Source organism: Streptomyces albireticuli (assembly GCF_002192455.1).
GTDB lineage: Bacteria > Actinomycetota > Actinomycetes > Streptomycetales > Streptomycetaceae > Streptomyces > Streptomyces albireticuli_B.
The window spans coordinates 5,020,125-5,038,689 of the sequence record NZ_CP021744.1 but is presented as its reverse complement, the minus strand read 5'-3'; the positions used below and the strand labels follow the sequence as shown (position 1 = coordinate 5,038,689).

Genomic DNA, 18,565 nt, shown 5'->3' with positions numbered 1-18,565 from the left:
CGGCGGAGTGACGGAGACGTCCGTGCGAATTTCCGGTGCGCGCCCGTACGCCCCCGGCCCGGCGGCGTCAGATCCCGGGGAGGTACTGGATCAGCAGGTCGATGAGCTTGATGCCGATGAAGGGCGCGACGAGCCCGCCGAGCCCGTACACCCCGAGGTTGCGCCGCAGCAGCGCGTGCGCCCCGGCGGGGGCGTAGCGGACGCCGCGGAGGGCGAGCGGGATCAGGGCGACGATGACGAGCGCGTTGAAGATGATCGCGGAGGCGATGGCCGAGGTGGAGCTGTGCAGGCCCATGACGTTGAGCTTCTCCAGGCCCTCGTAGCCGGCCACGCCGCCGAACATGGCGGGGACGATCGCGAAGTACTTGGCGACGTCGTTGCAGATGGAGAAGGTGGTGAGCGCGCCACGGGTGATCAGGAGCTGCTTGCCGACCTCGACGATCTGGATGAGCTTGGCGGGGTCGGAGTCGAGGTCGACCATGTTGCCGGCCTCCTTGGCGGCGGAGGTGCCGGAGTTCATGGCGACGCCGACGTCGGCCTGGGCGAGGGCGGGGGCGTCGTTGGTGCCGTCGCCGGTCATGGCGACGAGGTTGCCGCCCGCCTGCTCCTCGCGGATCCGGGCCAGCTTCTGCTCGGGGGTGGCCTCGGCGAGGTAGTCGTCGACGCCCGCCTCGGCGGCGATGGCCCGGGCGGTGAGCGGGTTGTCGCCGGTGACCATGACGGTCCTGATGCCCATGCCGCGCAGTTCGGCGAAGCGCTCCGCGATGCCGGGCTTGACGATGTCCTTGAGGTGGACGGCGCCCAGGACCCGGGCGCCCGCCCGGTCCTCGACGGCGACGAGCAGCGGGGTGCCGCCGCCCGCGGCGATGGAGTCGACGATCCAGCCGGCCTCGGTGGGGACCTGGCCGCCGCGCCGGGCGACCCACGCGGTGACGGCGCTCCCCGCGCCCTTGCGGATGCGGAGGAACTCGCCCTCGTAGGCGAAGTCGGCGCCGCTCATCCGGGTCTGCGCGGAGAACGGCACGAAGCGGCCGTGGGCGAAGTCGGCGGCGTCGTGGTCGATGCCGTGGCTGCGGGCGAGGCCGACGATCGAGCGGCCCTCGGGGGTCTCGTCGGCGAGGGAGGCGAGCTGGGCGGCGTCGGCCAGCAGCTCGTGCGGCACGCCCCGGACGGGCACGAAGGAGGTGGCCCGCCGGTTGCCGAGGGTGATGGTGCCGGTCTTGTCGAGGAGCAGGGTGTTGACGTCACCGGCGGCCTCGACCGCCCGGCCGGACAGGGCGAGGACGTTGCGCTGGACGAGCCGGTCCATGCCGGCGATGCCGATGGCGGAGAGCAGCGCGCCGATCGTGGTGGGGATCAGCGTCACCAGCAGGGCGACCAGCACGGTGATCGTCTGCGGGGCGCCGGCCCAGGCGGCCATGGGCTGGAGCGAGACCACGGCGAGGATGAAGATCACGGTGAGGCAGGCGAGCAGGATGTTCAGGGCCAGCTCGTTGGGGGTCTTCTGCCGGGTGGTGCCCTCGACCAGGGAGATCATGCGGTCGAGGAAGGTGTGGCCGGGGCGGGAGGTGACGCGGACGACGATGCCGTCGGAGAGCACCTTCGTCCCGCCCGTCACACCCGAGCGGTCACCGCCCGCCTCGCGGATGACGGGGGCGGACTCCCCGGTGACGGCGGACTCGTCGACGGACGCGACGCCGTCGACGACCTCCCCGTCGCCGGGGACGGTCTCACCGGCGGTGACGACCACGAAGTCCTGCGGGGCGAGCTCCGTGGCGGGTACCCTCTCCTCCTCCCAGTCGCGCCGGTCCATGCCGACCCGCCAGCGCCGCAGCCGCCGGGCGACGGTGCCGGAGCGGGTCCGGCGCAGCGTCTCCGCCTGCGCCTTGCCGCGGCCCTCGGCGACGGCCTCGGCGAGGTTGGCGAAGACGACGGTGAGCCAGAGCCAGGCGCTGATCAGCCAGGCGAAGACGGAAGGGGCGAGCAGCGCGGAGAGCGTGGTGAGCACGGAGCCCACCTCGACGACGAACATCACCGGGTTCCTGACCATCACCCGGGGCCGCAGCTTGCGGACCGCGTCCGGCAGGGACGCGATGAGCAGCTTGGGGTCGAGCGCCCCGCCGGCCACCTGGCGGTGGCGTCGCCGGGCCCGGCCGGGCGGGGGCGGGGCGGCCGGGCGCGGCGGGGTGACGTCCTGGTCGGGGAGCAGGTGCAGGGGCACGGCGTGGCCTTCGACGGAGGTGGGTGATCACCTCAGCCAACCGCCCGGACACGGTGGGTTTCCGGGTCCTTACGGGGCCTTGTCGCCGGGCGGCCCGGGCCTGACGGGCCCTTGACGCACGGCATGCCGGAGCGCCGGAAGGGCCGGGCGCGGCCCCTTCCGGCGCTCGACGAGCGTGGCGGGTCAGCCGCGCGACGCCGCGATCTGCCGCGACATGATCGTCGTCAGCTCGTACGCCGCGTGGGACGCGGCCACGGACGTGATCTCGGCGTGGTCGTAGGCCGGGGCGACCTCGACCAGGTCGGCGGAGACCAGGTTGCAGGAGGACAGGCCGCGGATGATCTCCAGCAGCTCGCGGGAGGTCAGGCCGCCCGCCTCCGGCGTGCCGGTGCCGGGCGCGTGGGCCGGGTCCAGGACGTCGATGTCGATGGAGATGTACAGCGGGCGGTCGCCGACGCGCTGGCGCAGCTGGTCGGCGATCTCGTCGACGCCCCGGCGCATCACGTCGGCCGAGGTGACGATGCCGAAGCCCATCTTCTCGTCGTCGGTGAGGTCCTTCTTGCCGTATAGCGGGCCACGCGTGCCGACGTGGGAGAGCGCCTCGGTGTCGAGGATGCCCTCCTCGACGGCCCGGCGGAACGGCGTGCCGTGGGTGTACTCGGCGCCGAAGTAGGTGTCCCAGGTGTCCAGGTGCGCGTCGAAGTGCAGCAGGGCGACGGGGCCGTGCTTCTTGGCGACCGAGCGCAGCAGCGGCAGGGCGATGGTGTGGTCGCCGCCGAGGGTCATCATGCGGGCGCCGGTGCCGAGCAGGTCGTCGGCCGCGGCCTCGATCGTCTCGACGGCCTCGTCGATGTTGAACGGGTTGGCGGCGATGTCACCGGCGTCGGCGACCTGCGCGAGGGCGAAGGGCGAGGCGTCCTGGGCCGGGTTGTACGGGCGCAGCAGGCGCGAGGCCTCGCGGATGGCGTTGCCGCCGAAGCGGGCGCCGGGGCGGTAGGAGACGCCGGTGTCGAACGGCACGCCGACGACGGCGACGTCGGTGGTGCCGACCTCGTCCAGGCGCGGCAGCCGGGCGAAGGTGGCGGGGCCGGCGTAGCGCGGGATGCGGGAGGAGTCGACCGGGCCGCGCGGTTCACGGGGGGCGGAGCCGTTCTGGGGGGTCATGCGAAAACCTCTCGAAATCACGGACGCGTTACGGTCGTACCAACGCGGGCCCGGCCGCGCTGGACGTACCCGAGGGTAGGCAGGGCGGCGGATTCCGCACATGTACGTATCCGTGAGTCCGGCCCCGCCATATGGACACCACGTCCAGCGAAGCGCTCTCGGGGGAGACAATGAGCCGCATGCCGATACCGAGCCACGCACCCAGCCGCGCCGAACTGATCGACCACCTCGTCCGGACCCGTATCGCGGGCGCCGTGGCGACCCCCCGGGAGAACAACCTCGATCACTACCGCCGGCTCGCGAACGGTGACCGCCGGTACTGGCTGGGCCTGGAGCTGGGCGACCGCTGGGCGGACGAGCAGGACGTGCTGGCGGTGATGGCGGAGCGCTGCGGCGTGAGCGACGACCTCGACCACCGGGCCGGGCAGGACACCATCGACCCGGAGCTGACCGTCGACGCGCTGGACCGGATGGCGAACGTCCTGCGCAAGGCGGCGGAGGGCCGGCGGCGGGTGCTGTTCGCCACCGGACACCCGGGCGCGCTGCTGGACGTGCACCGGATGACGGCCGGGGCGCTGCGCGCGGCCGGCTGCGAGGTCGTGCGGATCCCGGGCGGGCTGCGGGCGGACGACGGCTGCGTCGTGCAGTTCGCGGACGTCGCGGTCTACGAGGGCGGGGCGACGCTCTGGCACACCCACTCCCCGCACCCGATGACGGCGATCCTCGACGGGCTGCTGCGGGAGGGCCGCCCGCTGCCGGAGCTGGTCGTCGCCGACCACGGCTGGGCGGGCTGCGCGGCCCAGCGCGGCATCGACGCCGTCGGCTACGCGGACTGCAACGACCCGGCGCTCTTCCTCGCGGAGGCGGAGGGCACGCTCCAGGTGGCGGTGCCGATGGACGACCACGTCGTCGACCCGCGGTACTACGAGCCGATGACGGCGTACCTGCTGGACGCGGCGGGTCTCACGGCGTAGCGGGCGGGGCCGGCCGGGCCGTCCCGCCCGGCCCGCCTCAGTCCATCCGCCCGTTCCAGCCCCGCACCGCGCACCACGCGCCGGCCGAGAGCAGGGCGAATTCGCCGAGGCGCAGGGCGAGGCCGCTCAGCAGCCGGGCGGTGCCGACCATGTCCAGGATCCTGCCGTGCAGGAGGAACCCCAGGACGACGGCGGTGACGATCAGCAGCGCGCCGCCGACGAGCAGCAGGGCCCGGAAGGCTCCCGCCATGGGTGTTCCCGTCGTGCCGGCCATCGCGCGCCCCCTCGTTCCCGCCACCCCGTGTGACAACCCGCCGATGTTACCCGGCAGATGGCGGACGCGGCCCCGGAAAAACCGTCCGGGGCCGTCCGGGAGGGGAAACGTGGCCGGTCAGGACCCCGTCCGGGGGCGCGGCACCCGCACCACGCCCTCCTGGATGACGGAGACGGCCAACTGCCCGCCCTCGGTGAAGATCCGGCCCCTGGCGAGGCCCCGGCCGCCCTGCGCGGTGGGGCTCTCCTGGTCGTACAGCAGCCACTCGTCGGCGCGGAACGGCCGGTGGAACCACATCGCGTGGTCCAGGCTCGCGCCGACGACGTCGCCGACCGTCCAGCCGCCGCGCCCGTGGGCGAGCAGCACGGAGTCCAGGAGCGTCATGTCGGAGACATAGGTGACCAGGCAGACGTGCAGCAGCGGGTCGTCCGCCAGTTTGCCGTTGGTCCGGAACCACACCTGCGACTTGGGCTCGCGGGGCTCGCCCACGCTGGCGAACGGCGGCTCGTCGGCGTAGCGCAGGTCGACGGCCGCCCGCGCGTCCGACAGCCGTTCCGCGACCTGCGGGTCGACGAAGCGGTGGGCGTGGCGGGGCAGCATCTCGGCGGCGGTGGGCAGCGAGAGCGGGTCCGGCGCGGGCGGCATCGGCTCCTGGTGCTCCAGCCCCTCCTCGTACGCCTGGAAGGACGCGGAGAGGTGGAAGATCGGCTGCCCGTGCTGGACGGCCACCACCCGGCGGGTGGTGAAGGAGCGCCCGTCGCGGATCCGGTCGACGGTGTAGACGATGGGCGCGCCGGGGTCGCCGGGCCGCAGGAAGTAGGCGTGCAGCGAGTGCGGCAGCCGCTCCGCGGGGACGGTGCGGCCGGCGGCGACCAGGGCCTGGGCGGCGACCTGGCCGCCGAAGACGCGCGGCACGACGGAGGGGCGGCTGGTGCCGCGGAAGATGTCCCGCTCGATCCGTTCGAGGTCGAGGAGGTCGAGCAGGTCCTGGAGGGATTCGTTCATCGCACGCCGTCTACAGACCCATCGACTTGGCGATGATGGAGCGCATGACCTCACTGGTGCCGCCGTAGATGCGGCTGACGCGGGTGTCCGCGTAGAGCCGGGCTATCGGGTACTCCATCATGTAACCGTAACCGCCGTGCAACTGGAGGCACTTGTCGATGACGACGGCGGCCCGCTCGGTGGTGAAGAGCTTGGCGGAGGCGGCGTCGGCGGCGGTCAGCTCGCCCGCGTCGTGCGCGTCCAGGGCGCGGTCGACGACCGCCTGCATCGCGTCGACCTCGGCCTTGCAGTCGGCGAGCACGAACTTGGTGTTCTGGAAGGCGGCGACGGACTGCCCGAAGACGGTGCGGTCCCGGCAGTACGCCTTGGCGAACTCGACGGCCGCCGCGGACTGGGCGTACGCGCCGACGGCGATGTAGAGGCGCTCCTGCGGGAGGTTGTGGCCGAGGTAGCCGAAGGCCTTGCCCTCCTCGCCGAGGAGGTCCTCGACGGGCACCTTGACGTCGGTGAAGGAGAGTTCGGCGGTGTCCGAGGAGTGCAGGCCGAGCTTCTCCAGCTTGCGGCCGACGGCGTAGCCCTCGGAGGCGGTGTCGACGACGAGGATGGAGATGCCGGAGCGGCGGTCCTCGGGGGTGGGCGGCGCGGTGCGGGCGCAGACCAGGACGCGGTCGGCGTGGACGCCGCCGGTGATGAAGGTCTTGGCGCCGTTGAGGACGTAGTGCGTGCCGTCCTCGGAGAGCTTGGCCGTGGTCTTCATGCCGGCCAGGTCGGAGCCGGTGCCGGGCTCGGTCATGGCGATGGCGGTCATCATGTCGCCGGAGACGAAGGGCGGCAGCCAGCGCCGCTTCTGCTCCTCGGTGCCGTACGTGAGGAGGTAGGGCAGGCAGAGCGCGGTGTGCACGCTGCTGCCGCCGAAGCTGACGCCGGCGCGGGCGCACTCCTCGGCGACGACGGCCTGGAACTTGAAGCTGCTCTCGCCGGCGCCGCCGTACTCCTCGGGCACCTCGATGCCGAAGACGCCCAGCTCGCCGAGCTTCTTGTAGAAGTCGCGGGGCGCGGCGCCGGCCTCGCGCCACTCGTCGTAGACGGGCACGACCTCCGCGGCGACGAAGTCGCGGATCGTCTCCCGGAACGCCTCGTGGTCCTCGTTGTACACCGTCCGACGCATCCTGCCCCCTCGTCGCGCATGCCCGTCCGGACATGTCTAAGCGCTCGCTCAGGCGGCAAGTTACCCGGGGGTCACCTCGGCTGTCCAGAGTCGGCGGATCACCGGCGGCTCACTCCTCCGCGCCTCCGGTGAGGCTCGCGAGCGCCCCCAGCGCCAGCCTGCGCAGCAGGGCCGCGGTGGCGTCGCGGCCGGGGAGGGCGCCGGGGCGGCCGAGGTGCGGGGTGGAGTTGAGCAGGCCGAAGACGGCGTGGACGGCGGCCCGGACCTCCGCCTCGGCCGCGCCGGGGTGCAGGGCGCGCACGACCTCGACCCACAGCTCGACGTACTGGCGCTGGAGGGAGCGGACCAGCTTGCGGTCGCTGTCCCTCAGCTGGCCCAGCTCACGGTCGTGGAGGGTGATCAGGGCGCGGTCGTCGAGGGCGAAGTCGATATGCCCGTCGACGAGCGAGTCCAGCACGGCCGCCGGGCCGCCGCCGTCGCCGGTGGCGGCCGCCACCCGCTCCCGGCCACCCGCGAGGAGCCGCTCGCTGATGCCCACCAGGAGCTCGGAGAGCATCGCGTCCTTGCCGGCGAAGTGGCGGTAGAGGCCGGGGCCGCTGATGCCGACCGCCGCCCCTATCTCGTCCACGCCCACGCCGTGGAAGCCGCGCTCGGCGAAGAGCCGCGCGGCCTCCTGGAGGATCCGCTCCCGGCGGGTGGGGGCGGCGGTCGGGGTGCGGGTCGCTACGTCATTCACGAAAGTGATTCTAGACAGCGGCGTTAGTGGTCGTTAACCTGAAGGAAACGTGTTAACGCTCATTAACCGAGCAAGGGAGCTCGAGTACATGCAGCAGGCACCGGCGCTGGGGAGCGCCGCCGATCCGGCGTCCGACGCCTGGCGGGCCAACGAGGCCGCACACCGCGAGCTGTCCGCGGGGCTGCGGGAGCGGCTCGCCGCGGCCCGGCTGGGCGGGGGCGAGAGGGCGCGGGCGAAGCACACCGCGCGCGGCAAACTGCTGCCGCGCGAGCGGGTGGACACCCTGCTGGACCCGGGCTCGCCGTTCCTGGAGCTGGCCCCGCTGGCGGCCGAGGGGATGTACGGCGGCGCCGCGCCGGCCGCCGGGGTGATCGCCGGGATCGGCCGGGTCTCGGGCCGCGAGACGGTGATCGTCGCCAACGACGCCACGGTCAAGGGCGGCACGTATTACCCGATAACCGTCAAGAAGCACCTGCGCGCACAGGAGGTGGCCCTGGAGAACCGGCTGCCGTGCCTGTACCTGGTGGACTCCGGCGGCGCCTTCCTGCCGATGCAGGACGAGGTCTTCCCCGACCGCGAGCACTTCGGCCGGATCTTCTACAACCAGGCCCGGATGTCCGGCGCGGGCATCCCGCAGATCGCCGCGGTGCTGGGCTCCTGCACGGCCGGCGGCGCCTACGTCCCCGCGATGAGCGACGAGGCCGTGATCGTGCGGAACCAGGGCACGATCTTCCTGGGCGGCCCGCCGCTGGTGAAGGCCGCCACGGGCGAGGTCGTCACGGCGGAGGAGCTGGGCGGCGGCGAGGTCCACTCCAGGGTCTCCGGCGTCACCGACCACCTCGCCGAGGACGACGCGCACGCCCTGCGGATCGTCCGCACCATCGTCTCGACGCTCCCCGGCCGCGCCGCGCCGCCCTGGCCGGTGGAGCCGGTGGAGGAGCCCGCCGTGGACCCCGCGGGGCTCTACGGCGCGGTGCCCGTCGACCCCCGCACGCCGTACGACGCGCGGGAGATCATCGCGCGGCTGGTGGACGGCTCGCGGTTCGCCGAGTTCAAGTCCGAGTTCGGGCAGACCCTGGTGACGGGCTTCGCCCGGATCCACGGCCACCCCGTCGGCATCGTCGCCAACAACGGCATCCTCTTCGCCGAGTCCGCGCAGAAGGGCGCCCACTTCATCGAGCTGTGCGACCAGCGCGGCATCCCCCTGCTCTTCCTCCAGAACATCTCCGGCTTCATGGTCGGCCGGCAGTACGAGGCGGGCGGCATCGCCAAGCACGGCGCCAAGATGGTGACGGCGGTGGCCTGCACCCGCGTCCCCAAGCTCACGGTCGTCGTCGGCGGCTCCTACGGCGCGGGCAACTACTCGATGTGCGGGCGCGCCTATTCGCCGCGCTTCCTGTGGATGTGGCCCAACGCCAAGATCTCGGTGATGGGCGGCGAGCAGGCCGCCTCGGTGCTCGCGACCGTCAAGCGCGACCAGATGGAGGCCCGCGGCGAGAAGTGGGCCACCGAGGAGGAGGACGCCTTCCGCGCCCCGATCCGGGAGCAGTACGAGACGCAGGGCAGCGCCTATTACGCCACCGCGCGGCTGTGGGACGACGGGGTCATCGACCCGCTGGAGACCCGGACCGTGCTCGGTCTCGCCCTTACGGCGTGCGCGAACGCGCCGCTGCCCGCCAAGGACCCCATGGCGCCCGGCTACGGCGTCTTCCGGATGTAGGGGGATGCACACAGTGTTCGACACCGTCCTGGTCGCCAACCGCGGCGAGATCGCGGTCCGGGTGATCCGCACGCTCCGGAAGCTCGGCATCCGCTCGGTCGCCGTCTTCAGCGACGCCGACGCGGACGCCCGGCACGTCCGGGAGGCCGATACCGCCGTCCGGATCGGCCCGGCGGCCGCCGCCGAGAGCTACCTCTCGGTGGACCGGCTCCTCGACGCCGCCGCCCGCACGGGTGCGCGGGCCGTGCACCCCGGCTACGGCTTCCTCGCCGAGAACGCCGCCTTCGCCCGCGCCTGCGAGGCCGCGGGGCTCGTCTTCATCGGCCCGCCCGCCGGGGCGATCGAGCTGATGGGCGACAAGATCCGCGCCAAGGAGACGGTGCGCGCGGCGGGCGTGCCCGTCGTGCCGGGCTCCACGGGCAGCGGTCTGACGGACGCCCAGCTCATCGACGCCGCCCGGGAGATCGGTGTGCCCGTCCTGCTCAAGCCCTCGGCGGGCGGCGGCGGCAAGGGCATGCGGCTCGTCCGGGACGAGGCCCTGCTGGGCGAGGAGATCGCCGCCGCCCGGCGGGAGGCGCGCGGCTCCTTCGGCGACGACACCCTGCTGGTGGAGCGCTGGATCGACCGCCCGCGCCACATCGAGATCCAGGTGCTGGCCGACGGCCACGGCGGCGTCCTCCACCTCGGCGAGCGCGAGTGCTCGCTCCAGCGCCGCCACCAGAAGATCGTCGAGGAGGCGCCCAGCGTCCTCCTGGACGAGGCCACCCGCGCCGCGATGGGCGAGGCGGCCGCGCAGGCGGCGCGCTCCTGCGGCTACACGGGCGCGGGCACGGTGGAGTTCATCGTCCCCGGCGAGGACCCCTCCGCGTACTACTTCATGGAGATGAACACCCGCCTCCAGGTGGAGCACCCGGTGACGGAGCTCGTCACCGGCCTGGACCTGGTCGAGTGGCAGCTGCGGGTCGCCGCCGGCGAGCGGCTGGGCCTCGCCCAGGAGGACGTCACGCTCACCGGGCACGCCGTCGAGGCGCGCGTCTGCGCGGAGACGGCCCGGGTCACCGGCGAGCGGGTCGACTTCCTGCCGTCGGCGGGCGCCGTGCGGCTGCTGCGCGAGCCCGCGGGCGAGGGCGTCCGCGTCGACTCGGGCCTCTCCGAGGGCACCGAGGTCGGCACCTCCTACGACCCGATGCTCGCCAAGGTCATCGCCTACGGCCCGGACCGCCCCACCGCGCTGCGCAGGCTGCGGGCGGCGCTCGCCGAGACGGTCGTCCTGGGCGTCGACACCAACGTGGGCTTCCTGCGGCGGCTGCTGGCGCACCCGTCCGTCGTCTCCGGCGCCCTGGACACGGGGCTCGTCGACCGCGACGCGGCGTCGCTGGTGCGGACGTCCGTCCCGGACGAGGTGTACGCGGCGGCGGCCCTGCTCCGGCAGGCGGGGCTGGCACCGGCGGCCTCCCCGGCCGGCGGCCCGGCGGCCTGGGTGGACCCCTTCTCCGTCCCGACGGGCTGGCGCCTGGGCGGCGAGCCCGCGTGGACCCCGCACCACGTGCGCGCGCCGGGCCGGGACCCGGTGACGGTGCGCGTGCGCGGCACGGGCCCCGGCACGAAGGTCGCCCTGCCGGCGGCCCCGGAAGGCTCCGGGGAACCCGGCCCCGGCGCGGTGTCCGCCGCCCGGATCGTCCAGCTCACGCCCACCACCCTCACCGTCGAGCTGGGCGGCCTCACCCATACCTTCACCCACGCCCGCGGCCCGGCCGGCACCTGGCTCGGCCGGGACGGCGACGCCTGGCACCTCCAGGACCACGACCCCGTCGAGGCCCTCGGCGGGACCGGCGCCGCGCACGCCGGTGCGCTCACCGCGCCCATGCCCGGCACCGTCACCGTCGTCAAGGCCGCCGTCGGCGACACCGTGACCGCGGGCCAGAGCCTCCTCGTCGTCGAGGCGATGAAGATGGAGCACGTCATCTCCGCGCCGCACGACGGCACCGTCACCGAGCTGGACGTCACCGCCGGCACCACGGTCGCCATGGACCAGGTCCTGGCCGTCGTCACCCCGCAGGAGGAGTCATGACCGACGGACTGCCGATGCCCGTGCCGGAGCCCGGCCTCCCGGCCCGCGTCCGGATCCACGAGGTCGGCCCGCGCGACGGTCTCCAGAACGAGAAGACGGTCGTGCCGGTCGAGGTGAAGGCGGAGTTCATCCGCCGGCTCGCCGACGCCGGCCTCGGCACCGTCGAGGCGACGAGCTTCGTGCACCCGAAGTGGGTGCCCCAGCTCGCCGACGCCGAGCAGCTGTTCCCGATGCTCGACGGCGTCGCGGCCCGCCTGCCGGTCCTGGTGCCGAACGAGCGCGGCCTGGAGCGCGCCCTGGCCCTGGGCGCCCGGGAGGTCGCCGTCTTCGGCAGCGCGACGGAGTCCTTCGCCAAGGCCAACCTCAACCGCACGGTCGACGAGTCGCTGGAGATGTTCGCCCCGGTCGTGGCCAGGGCGAAGGAGGCCGGCGCCGGAGTGCGCGGCTATCTCTCCATGTGCTTCGGCGACCCCTGGGAGGGCCCCGTCCCCGTCGAGCGGGTCGTGCGGGTCGCCCGCCGTCTGATGGACCTCGGCTGCGACGAACTGAGCCTCGGCGACACCATCGGCGTCGCCACCCCCGGCCACGTCGGCGCCCTGCTGACCGCGCTCGACGCGGCGGGCATGCCGGCCGGCCGGCTCGCCGTGCACTTCCACGACACGTACGGCCAGGCACTGGCCAACACCCTCGCCGCGCTCCGGCACGGCGTGTCGACCGTCGACGCCTCCGCGGGCGGCCTCGGCGGCTGCCCCTACGCGAAGAGCGCCACGGGCAACCTCGCCACCGAGGACCTGGTGTGGATGCTCGACGGACTCGGCATCGACACCGGCGTCGACCTCCGCCGGCTCACCGCCACCAGCGTGTGGATGGCCGACCGGCTCGGCCGCCCCAGCCCGTCCCGCACCGTGCGTGCCCTCGCCCCCCAGGAGAACTGAGCCATGTCGCTGGACCACCGACTGACCCCCGAGCACGAGGAACTCCGCCGGACGGTGGAGGAGTTCGCCCACGACGTGGTCGCACCGAAGATCGGCGGATTCTACGAGCGCCACGAGTTCCCGTACGAGATCGTGCGCGAGATGGGCCGGATGGGCCTCTTCGGGCTGCCCTTCCCCGAGGAGTACGGCGGGATGGGCGGCGACTACCTCGCCCTCGGCCTCGCCCTGGAGGAGCTCGCCCGGGTGGACTCCTCCGTGGCGATCACCCTGGAGGCGGGCGTGTCCCTCGGCGCCATGCCCGTCTTCCGCTTCGGCACGGAGGAGCAGAAGCGGGAGTGGCTGCCCAGGCTGTGCTCCGGCGAGATGCTCGGCGCCTTCGGCCTGACCGAGCCGGAGTGCGGTTCGGACGCGGGCGGCACCCGCACCACCGCCCGGCTGGACGAGGCCACGGGCGAATGGGTGATCAACGGCACCAAGTGCTTCATCACCAACTCCGGCACGGACATCACGGGCCTGGTCACGGTCACCGCCGTCACCGGCCGCACCGCCGACGGCAAGCCGCTGATCTCCTCGATCATCGTGCCCTCCGGCACCCCCGGCTTCACCGTCGCGGCCCCGTACTCCAAGGTCGGCTGGAACGCCTCGGACACCCGTGAGCTCAGCTTCGCGGACGTCCGGGTCCCGGCCGCCAACCTGCTGGGCGAGCCGGGCCGCGGGTACGCCCAGTTCCTCCAGATCCTGGACGAGGGCCGGATCGCGATCTCGGCGCTGGCGACCGGCCTCGCGCAGGGCTGCGTCGACGAGTCCGTGGCGTACGCGCGGACCCGCGAGGCGTTCGGCCGGCCGATCGGCGCCAACCAGGCGATCCAGTTCAAGCTGGCGGACATGGAGATGAAGGCCCACACCGCCCGCGTCTCCTGGCGCGACGCCGCGTCCCGGCTGGTGCTCGGCGAGCCCTTCAAGAAGCAGGCGGCGATCGCCAAGCTCTACTCCTCCACGGTCGCGGTCGACAACGCCCGCGAGGCCACCCAGATCCACGGCGGCTACGGCTTCATGAACGAGTACCCGGTGGCCCGGATGTGGCGCGACTCCAAGATCCTGGAGATCGGCGAGGGCACGAGCGAGGTGCAGCGCATGCTGATCGCCCGCGAGCTGGGCTTCGCGAGCTAGCCCGACGGGTCCTCAGGCGCCGGAAGATCAGCCCGTCCGGCGCTTGAGGACATCCGGGAAGGGGCGGGCAGGGGAAACCCTCACCCCTCCCACGGCACCTGCGGCGACCGGTAGTACGCGATACCCATCGCGTCCCACCGAGCCCCCTGCGCACCCAGCCGCACCCGGTACCCGTCCCACCCGTGCGTGGAGCGGGGCGACCACCCCAGCTCCGCGATCCCCGGCAGCCGGGGGAACGTCATGTACTCGCGCTGCGCGCCCGTCGAGAGCGTCTCCGTCCACAGCGGCGCCTCCACCCCCGCGACGGCGCCCTCCGGCACGCCCGGCAGGTAGCTGCCCGGGTCCCAGTCGTAGGACCTCCGCACCTCGACGAGACCGGCCCAGTCCAGGCCCAGCGGGGTGTCCTTGGTGTACTTCATGTCGAGGTACGCCCGGTCCGCGGGTGAGAGGACCAGCCCTGCGCCCGCGCGGGCCGCGGCCACGACCTGGGCCCGTTCGGCGGCGCCGGTGCGGTCGTAGCCCCAGTACTGGAGGAGCGCGCCGGGCACGGGGCGGGCGCCGGCCAGCTGGTGCCAGCCGATCACCCGCTTGCCGTGCCGGGCGACGGCCCGCTGCGCCTTCTCCATGAAGGCCACGTAGTCGGCGTGGCTCGTGGAGTGCGCCTCGTCGCCGCCGATGTGCAGGGCGGGCCCGGGGGTCAGCTCCGCCAGCTCGCCGAGGACGTCGTCCACGAACTCGTCCGTGCCGGGCTTGCCCACGCACAGCGAGCTGAAGCCGACGGACGTGCCCGTATAGAGGGGAGGGGCGACGCCGTCGCAGTTCAGCCGGGCGTACGAGGCGAGCGCCGCGTTCGTGTGGCCGGGCATGTCGATCTCGGGCACGACGGTCACGTAGCGGCTCGCGGCGTAGCGGACGATCTCGCGGTAGTCGTCCTTGCTGTAGGAGCCGCCGGGGCCGCCGCCCACCTGGGTGCTGCCGCCGTACGTGGCCAGCCGGGGCCAGGAGTCGATCGCGAGGCGCCAGCCCTGGTCGTCGGAGAGGTGCAGGTGCAGCGTGTTCATCTTGTAGAGCGCGAGCTGGTCGACGGTGCGCTTCACCTGCTCGACCGGGAAGAAGTGGCGGGCGACGTCGAGCATGGCGCCCCGGTGGGCGTAGCGCGGCGCGTCGGTGAGGGTGCCGCCGGCGACGGTCCAGGGGCCGGGCTGCCGGTGGTCGCGCTCCACACGCGGGGGCAGCAGCTGGCGCAGGGTCTGCACGCCGTGGAAGAGCCCGGCGGGCTCCCGGGCGGCGAGGGTCACGGAGCGGCGGGTCACCGTGAGGCGGTACCCCTCGGTGCCGAGCGCCGGGTCCCGGTCGCCGAGGAGCAGCCGGATGCCGTCGTCGCCGCCCCGGCCACCGGCGGTGGTGACGGGCAGGGGGTGTCCGGTGGAGGGGCGCAGCAGCGCCGCGAGCTGTCCGGCGATCCGGCGCGCCTCGGGTGAGCCGTGGGGCACCTGGATGCGGGTGCGCGCGGTGATCTCGTAGGGGTCGCCACCGGCTTGTACGGACGCGGGTGCCGGGATGACGTGGGTGAGCGGGACGGGACCGGCGGGGCCGGGGGTGCCGTCCGCCGCGCGGGCCTGCGCGGTGCCGGCGAGGGCGGCGGCGGCCAGCAGCAGGGCGGACAGCAGACGGGGCGGGCGGGCCGGGCGGGGGCGTCGTCTCACGAGGGTCCCTTCGGTGAGCTGCTCGGAGGAGGATCTCGGGCGGAAGGCTCAGGGGGATCGGCGGAAATCGCGCGCGTGGACGACCACTTGGCTACCGCCCGCCCCGCCCGGCGTCAAGCCTCCCTGCCGTGCGGAGGGGCCGGCGGCAGGCGCGCCGCGCCCCCGTCCGCCGGGTGCCCGCCTGCGAGAATTCCCCCATGGCTGAGATCCTTCAGAAGGACGGCATGTGGACGTTCGACGGCGACACGATACGCATCGTGCCGGGCCGCGAGCGGGGCGTGCACGTGATGCGGCAGACGGTCGGGGAGCTGGCCGTGCCGCTGGTGGCGGTGGCGGGCATCGCCTTCGAACCGGGCCGTAAGAGCGGGCGGCTGCGACTGCGGCTGCGGGACGGCGCCGACCCGCTGTCGCAGGTGACCCGGGGCAGGCTGGCGGACGTCGCGGACCCGTACCAGCTGGTGGTGGAGTCCGACCGCTCGGGCGTCGCGGAGTACTTCGTGGACGAGGTCCGCAACGCGCTGCTGCTGGAGCAGGTGCCGGCGGGCCCCACGGACCGCTATCTGCTGCCGGGCCCGGCGGTGCCGCTGTCGGTGGGCGCCGGGGACGGCACGGTCGCCTTCGACGGGGAGCGGGTCCGCCTGGAGTGGAACTGGACGACGGAGGAGAGCAAGAGCTCGGCGGGCCCCCAGGAGCTGCCGCTCGCGCAGATCGCCTCCGTGGAGTGGCTGCCGTCCGCCGGGCTGGAGAACGGCTATCTGCGGTTCACGGTGACAGGCGCGCAGCCCAAGCTGTCGCCGAAGCACGATCCGTACGCCGTGGAGCTCTTCGGCTTCAAGAAGGACCCGCTGATGGCGCTGGCCGCATCAGCGGTCACGGTCCGGATGCCGCATCCGTACGCGCCGGTGGCCCCGGTCGCGGAGCCGGCCGCGCCGGCGCTCGCCCCGGGCGGGAAGGAGGCGGCGGCGCCCGTTCCGGCCGGGAACCAGGACGCCGATCATGACGCCCTGCTGCGCCGGCTGCGCGAGCTGGGTGAGCTGCACCACGCCGGTGTGCTCACGGAGGAGGAGTTCAGCGCGGCGAAACAGGCCGTTTTGAAGCGTTTCTAGTCACTCATCCCCCTGTTTTCATGGATCCCTGCCCGATATCGGGCAGGATTCTTGCCAATGGCCCCGTTTCCCATCAATATCAACGGGTGCTCGAACGCCGTATGACCCATGACGACCTGGTGGACCACCTGGTGCGCAGCACGCCGCTTCAGCGCGGCGAGGCCGCCCGGGTGGTCCTGGACGTCCTGGCGTACTTCGACGAGACGACCGAGACCTTTGTGCGCCGCCGGCACCGTGAGCTCCAGTCGGGCGGTCTGCACAACGCGGAGATCTTCGAGCGGATCGCGGCAGAGCTGCCGCACCGCGCGGTGGCTCCGCCGGAGCTCTCGCTGCGGCAGCTGCGCCGCATCGTCTACGGCTGAGAACGGCGGCTCCTGCCGCCGCCGAGCATCACTGATCGTTTGCCTGGGAGGGTCAACACCATGTGCGGAATCGTCGGATATATCGGTAAGCGCGATGTCGCGCCGCTGCTGCTGGAGGGCCTCCAGCGCCTGGAGTACCGCGGCTACGACTCCGCCGGTATCGCCCTGCACGCCAGTGGCAAGGCCGGCGGCCTGAAGACCGCCAAGGCCAAGGGCCGCGTCCGCGAGCTGGAGGCCCGCCTCCCCAAGCGCTTCGCGGGCACCACCGGCATCGCGCACACCCGCTGGGCCACCCACGGCGCGCCGAACGACATCAACGCCCACCCGCACATGGACAACGACGAGAAGGTCGCCGTCGTCCACAACGGCATCATCGACAACGCCTCCGAGCTGCGCGCCCGGCTGACCGCCGAGGGCGTCACCTTCCTCTCCGACACGGACACCGAGGTCCTCGCGCACCTCATCGGCCGTTCCCAGGCCGAGACCCTGGAGGAGAAGGTCCGCGAGGCCGTCCGCCACATCGAGGGCACCTACGGCCTCGCCGTGCTGCACGCCGACTTCCCGGACCGCATCGTCGTGGCCCGCAACGGCTCGCCCGTCGTCCTCGGCATAGGCGAGAAGGAGATGTTCGTCTCCTCCGACGTCGCCGCCCTGGTCAGCCACACCCGCCAGGTCGTCACCCTTGAGGACGGCGAGATGGCCACCCTCAAGGCCGACGACTACCGCACGTACACCACCGAGGGCTCCCGCACCTCGGCCCAGCCGACCACCGTCGAGTGGGAGGCCGAGTCGTACGACATGGGCGGCCACGACACGTACATGCACAAGGAGATCTACGAGCAGGCCGACGCCGTGGACCGCGCCCTGCGCGGCCGCATCGACGACCGCTTCTCCACCGTGCACCTGGGCGGTCTGAACCTCGACGCCCGTGACGCCCGCGCCGTGCGCCGGGTGAAGATCCTGGGCTGCGGCACCTCGTACCACGCGGGCCAGATCGGCGCGCAGATGATCGAGGAGCTCGCCCGCATCCCCGCGGACGCCGAGCCGGCCTCCGAGTTCCGCTACCGCAACCCGGTCGTGGACCCCGACACCCTCTACATCGCCGTCTCCCAGTCCGGTGAGACCTACGACGTGCTCGCCGCCGTCCAGGAGCTCAAGCGCAAGGGCGCCCGCGTCCTCGGCCTGGTGAACGTGGTCGGCTCCGCGATCGCCCGCGAGACCGACGGCGGCATCTACGTCCACGCCGGCCCCGAGGTCTGCGTCGTCTCCACCAAGTGCTTCACCAACATGGTGGTCTCCTTCGGCCTGCTCGCCCTGCACCTGGGCCGCACGCGCGACCTGTCCGTCGCCGACGGCAAGCGGATCATCGAGGGCCTGCGCAAGCTGCCCGCGCAGATCTCCGAGATCCTGGCGAACGAGGGCGAGATCGAGAAGCTGGCCGCGGAGTACGCCGACGCCAAGTCGATGCTGTTCATCGGCCGCGTGCGGGGTTACCCGGTGGCCCGCGAGGCCTCGCTGAAGCTCAAGGAGGTCTCGTACATCCACGCCGAGGCCTACCCCGCCTCCGAGCTCAAGCACGGCCCGCTGGCGCTGATCGAGCCGGCCATGCCGACCGTGGCGATCGTCCCGGACGACGAGCTGCTGGAGAAGAACCGCGCCGCGCTGGAGGAGATCAAGGCCCGCAGCGGCCGCATCCTCGCCGTCGCGCACCAGGTGCAGGAGAAGGCCGACCACACCATCGTGGTGCCGAAGAACGAGCACGAGCTCGACGCCATCCTGATGGGCATCCCGCTCCAGCTCTTCGCCTACCACACGGCCAAGGCCATGGGCCGTGACATCGACAAGCCGCGCAACCTGGCGAAGTCCGTCACGGTCGAGTAGGACCGGCCGCCGCCGGGCCGGACCACCGTCCGCCCGGCGCGCCACCCGGCCCCGCGAACGGGGCCCGCACGA

The 18,565-nt window shown here is 73.2% G+C and carries 15 protein-coding genes; 8 read left to right on the top strand and 7 right to left on the bottom strand.

Features of this window, described 5'->3' with window-relative positions; all coding sequences use genetic code 11:
• Window positions 1-67: 67 nt before the first annotated feature.
• Together kdpB and speB are read right to left on the bottom strand one after the other, a co-directional pair.
• A complete protein-coding gene (gene kdpB / locus SMD11_RS21775) occupies window positions 68-2,221 on the bottom strand; it encodes a potassium-transporting ATPase subunit KdpB (RefSeq protein ID WP_418952463.1) in 2,154 nt (717 codons plus the stop codon).
• A gap of 183 nt (window positions 2,222-2,404) precedes the next feature.
• Window positions 2,405-3,385: an agmatinase gene (gene speB, locus SMD11_RS21770; protein ID WP_087928033.1), complete on the bottom strand. Its 981-nt coding sequence runs from the start codon at window positions 3,383-3,385 to the stop codon at window positions 2,405-2,407.
• A gap of 179 nt (window positions 3,386-3,564) precedes the next feature.
• Here speB and SMD11_RS21765 point away from each other — a divergent pair, with 179 nt between their 5' ends.
• Window positions 3,565-4,359 (top strand): phosphatase, encoded by a 795-nt coding sequence (locus tag SMD11_RS21765; protein ID WP_087928032.1) that lies wholly within the window; start codon window positions 3,565-3,567, stop codon window positions 4,357-4,359.
• 37 nt (window positions 4,360-4,396) lie between these two features.
• Here the strand turns inward: SMD11_RS21765 and SMD11_RS21760 are convergent, their stop codons facing one another.
• The 4 genes from SMD11_RS21760 to SMD11_RS21745 form a co-directional block, all read right to left on the bottom strand.
• Complete coding sequence (locus SMD11_RS21760) at window positions 4,397-4,609, bottom strand: hypothetical protein (protein ID WP_087928031.1); 213 nt, start codon at window positions 4,607-4,609, stop codon at window positions 4,397-4,399.
• 141 nt (window positions 4,610-4,750) lie between these two features.
• A complete protein-coding gene (gene tesB, locus SMD11_RS21755) occupies window positions 4,751-5,638 on the bottom strand; it encodes an acyl-CoA thioesterase II (RefSeq protein WP_087928030.1) in 888 nt (295 codons plus the stop codon).
• A 10-nt stretch (window positions 5,639-5,648) separates the two neighbouring features.
• Window positions 5,649-6,806: an acyl-CoA dehydrogenase family protein gene (locus SMD11_RS21750; RefSeq protein ID WP_087928029.1), complete on the bottom strand. Its 1,158-nt coding sequence runs from the start codon at window positions 6,804-6,806 to the stop codon at window positions 5,649-5,651.
• A 109-nt stretch (window positions 6,807-6,915) separates the two neighbouring features.
• Window positions 6,916-7,542, bottom strand: a complete 627-nt coding sequence (locus tag SMD11_RS21745) for a TetR/AcrR family transcriptional regulator (RefSeq protein ID WP_087928028.1) — start codon at window positions 7,540-7,542, stop codon at window positions 6,916-6,918.
• An 88-nt stretch (window positions 7,543-7,630) separates the two neighbouring features.
• Here SMD11_RS21745 and SMD11_RS21740 point away from each other — a divergent pair, with 88 nt between their 5' ends.
• Genes SMD11_RS21740 through SMD11_RS21725 form a run of 4 tightly spaced genes read left to right on the top strand, consistent with a single transcriptional unit; the run spans window position 7,631 to window position 13,438 of the window.
• Window positions 7,631-9,262: a carboxyl transferase domain-containing protein gene (locus SMD11_RS21740; RefSeq protein ID WP_087928027.1), complete on the top strand. Its 1,632-nt coding sequence runs from the start codon at window positions 7,631-7,633 to the stop codon at window positions 9,260-9,262.
• Between the two features lie 13 nt (window positions 9,263-9,275).
• The gene (locus tag SMD11_RS21735; RefSeq protein WP_087928026.1) at window positions 9,276-11,333 is read left to right on the top strand and encodes a biotin carboxylase N-terminal domain-containing protein; all 2,058 of its coding nucleotides are present in this window, start codon (window positions 9,276-9,278) and stop codon (window positions 11,331-11,333) included.
• On the top strand, window positions 11,330-12,268 hold the full coding sequence (locus SMD11_RS21730) for a hydroxymethylglutaryl-CoA lyase (protein ID WP_087928025.1): 939 nt from the start codon (window positions 11,330-11,332) through the stop codon (window positions 12,266-12,268). The genes SMD11_RS21735 and SMD11_RS21730 overlap by 4 nt, the downstream gene beginning before the upstream one ends.
• Before the next feature lie 9 nt (window positions 12,269-12,277).
• Window positions 12,278-13,438, top strand: a complete 1,161-nt coding sequence (locus SMD11_RS21725; RefSeq protein ID WP_087930657.1) for an acyl-CoA dehydrogenase family protein — start codon at window positions 12,278-12,280, stop codon at window positions 13,436-13,438.
• 80 nt (window positions 13,439-13,518) lie between these two features.
• On the opposite strand, the gene SMD11_RS21720 is transcribed toward SMD11_RS21725, so the two are convergent.
• Window positions 13,519-15,144 carry a beta-N-acetylhexosaminidase gene (locus SMD11_RS21720; RefSeq protein ID WP_087928024.1) on the bottom strand — a complete coding sequence of 542 codons (1,626 nt, stop codon included), beginning with the start codon at window positions 15,142-15,144 and terminating at the stop codon, window positions 13,519-13,521.
• A gap of 197 nt (window positions 15,145-15,341) precedes the next feature.
• Between SMD11_RS21720 and SMD11_RS21715 the strand changes: the two genes are divergently transcribed.
• The 3 genes from SMD11_RS21715 (at window position 15,342) to glmS (ending at window position 18,493) form a co-directional block, all read left to right on the top strand.
• Window positions 15,342-16,250 (top strand): DUF4429 domain-containing protein, encoded by a 909-nt coding sequence (locus tag SMD11_RS21715; protein WP_087928023.1) that lies wholly within the window; start codon window positions 15,342-15,344, stop codon window positions 16,248-16,250.
• Between the two features lie 86 nt (window positions 16,251-16,336).
• Window positions 16,337-16,612, top strand: a complete 276-nt coding sequence (locus tag SMD11_RS21710) for a hypothetical protein (RefSeq protein ID WP_087928022.1) — start codon at window positions 16,337-16,339, stop codon at window positions 16,610-16,612.
• Window positions 16,613-16,672: 60 nt separating this feature from the next.
• Window positions 16,673-18,493, top strand: a complete 1,821-nt coding sequence (glmS, locus tag SMD11_RS21705; RefSeq protein WP_087928021.1) for a glutamine--fructose-6-phosphate transaminase (isomerizing) — start codon at window positions 16,673-16,675, stop codon at window positions 18,491-18,493.
• The last annotated feature ends 72 nt before the right edge of the window (window positions 18,494-18,565 follow it).

Excerpts from the sequence above, each read along its gene's own strand:
- speB (WP_087928033.1), bottom strand. The coding sequence starts at position 3,385 with ATGACCCCCCAGAACGGCTCCGCCCCCCGTGAACCGCGCGGCCCGGTC.
- SMD11_RS21765 (WP_087928032.1), top strand. The coding sequence starts at position 3,565 with ATGCCGATACCGAGCCACGCACCCAGCCGCGCCGAACTGATCGACCAC.
- SMD11_RS21760 (WP_087928031.1), bottom strand. The coding sequence starts at position 4,609 with ATGGCGGGAGCCTTCCGGGCCCTGCTGCTCGTCGGCGGCGCGCTGCTG.
- tesB (WP_087928030.1), bottom strand. The coding sequence starts at position 5,638 with ATGAACGAATCCCTCCAGGACCTGCTCGACCTCCTCGACCTCGAACGG.
- SMD11_RS21750 (WP_087928029.1), bottom strand. The coding sequence starts at position 6,806 with ATGCGTCGGACGGTGTACAACGAGGACCACGAGGCGTTCCGGGAGACG.
- SMD11_RS21740 (WP_087928027.1), top strand. The coding sequence starts at position 7,631 with ATGCAGCAGGCACCGGCGCTGGGGAGCGCCGCCGATCCGGCGTCCGAC.
- SMD11_RS21730 (WP_087928025.1), top strand. The coding sequence starts at position 11,330 with ATGACCGACGGACTGCCGATGCCCGTGCCGGAGCCCGGCCTCCCGGCC.
- SMD11_RS21715 (WP_087928023.1), top strand. The coding sequence starts at position 15,342 with ATGGCTGAGATCCTTCAGAAGGACGGCATGTGGACGTTCGACGGCGAC.
- glmS (WP_087928021.1), top strand. The coding sequence starts at position 16,673 with ATGTGCGGAATCGTCGGATATATCGGTAAGCGCGATGTCGCGCCGCTG.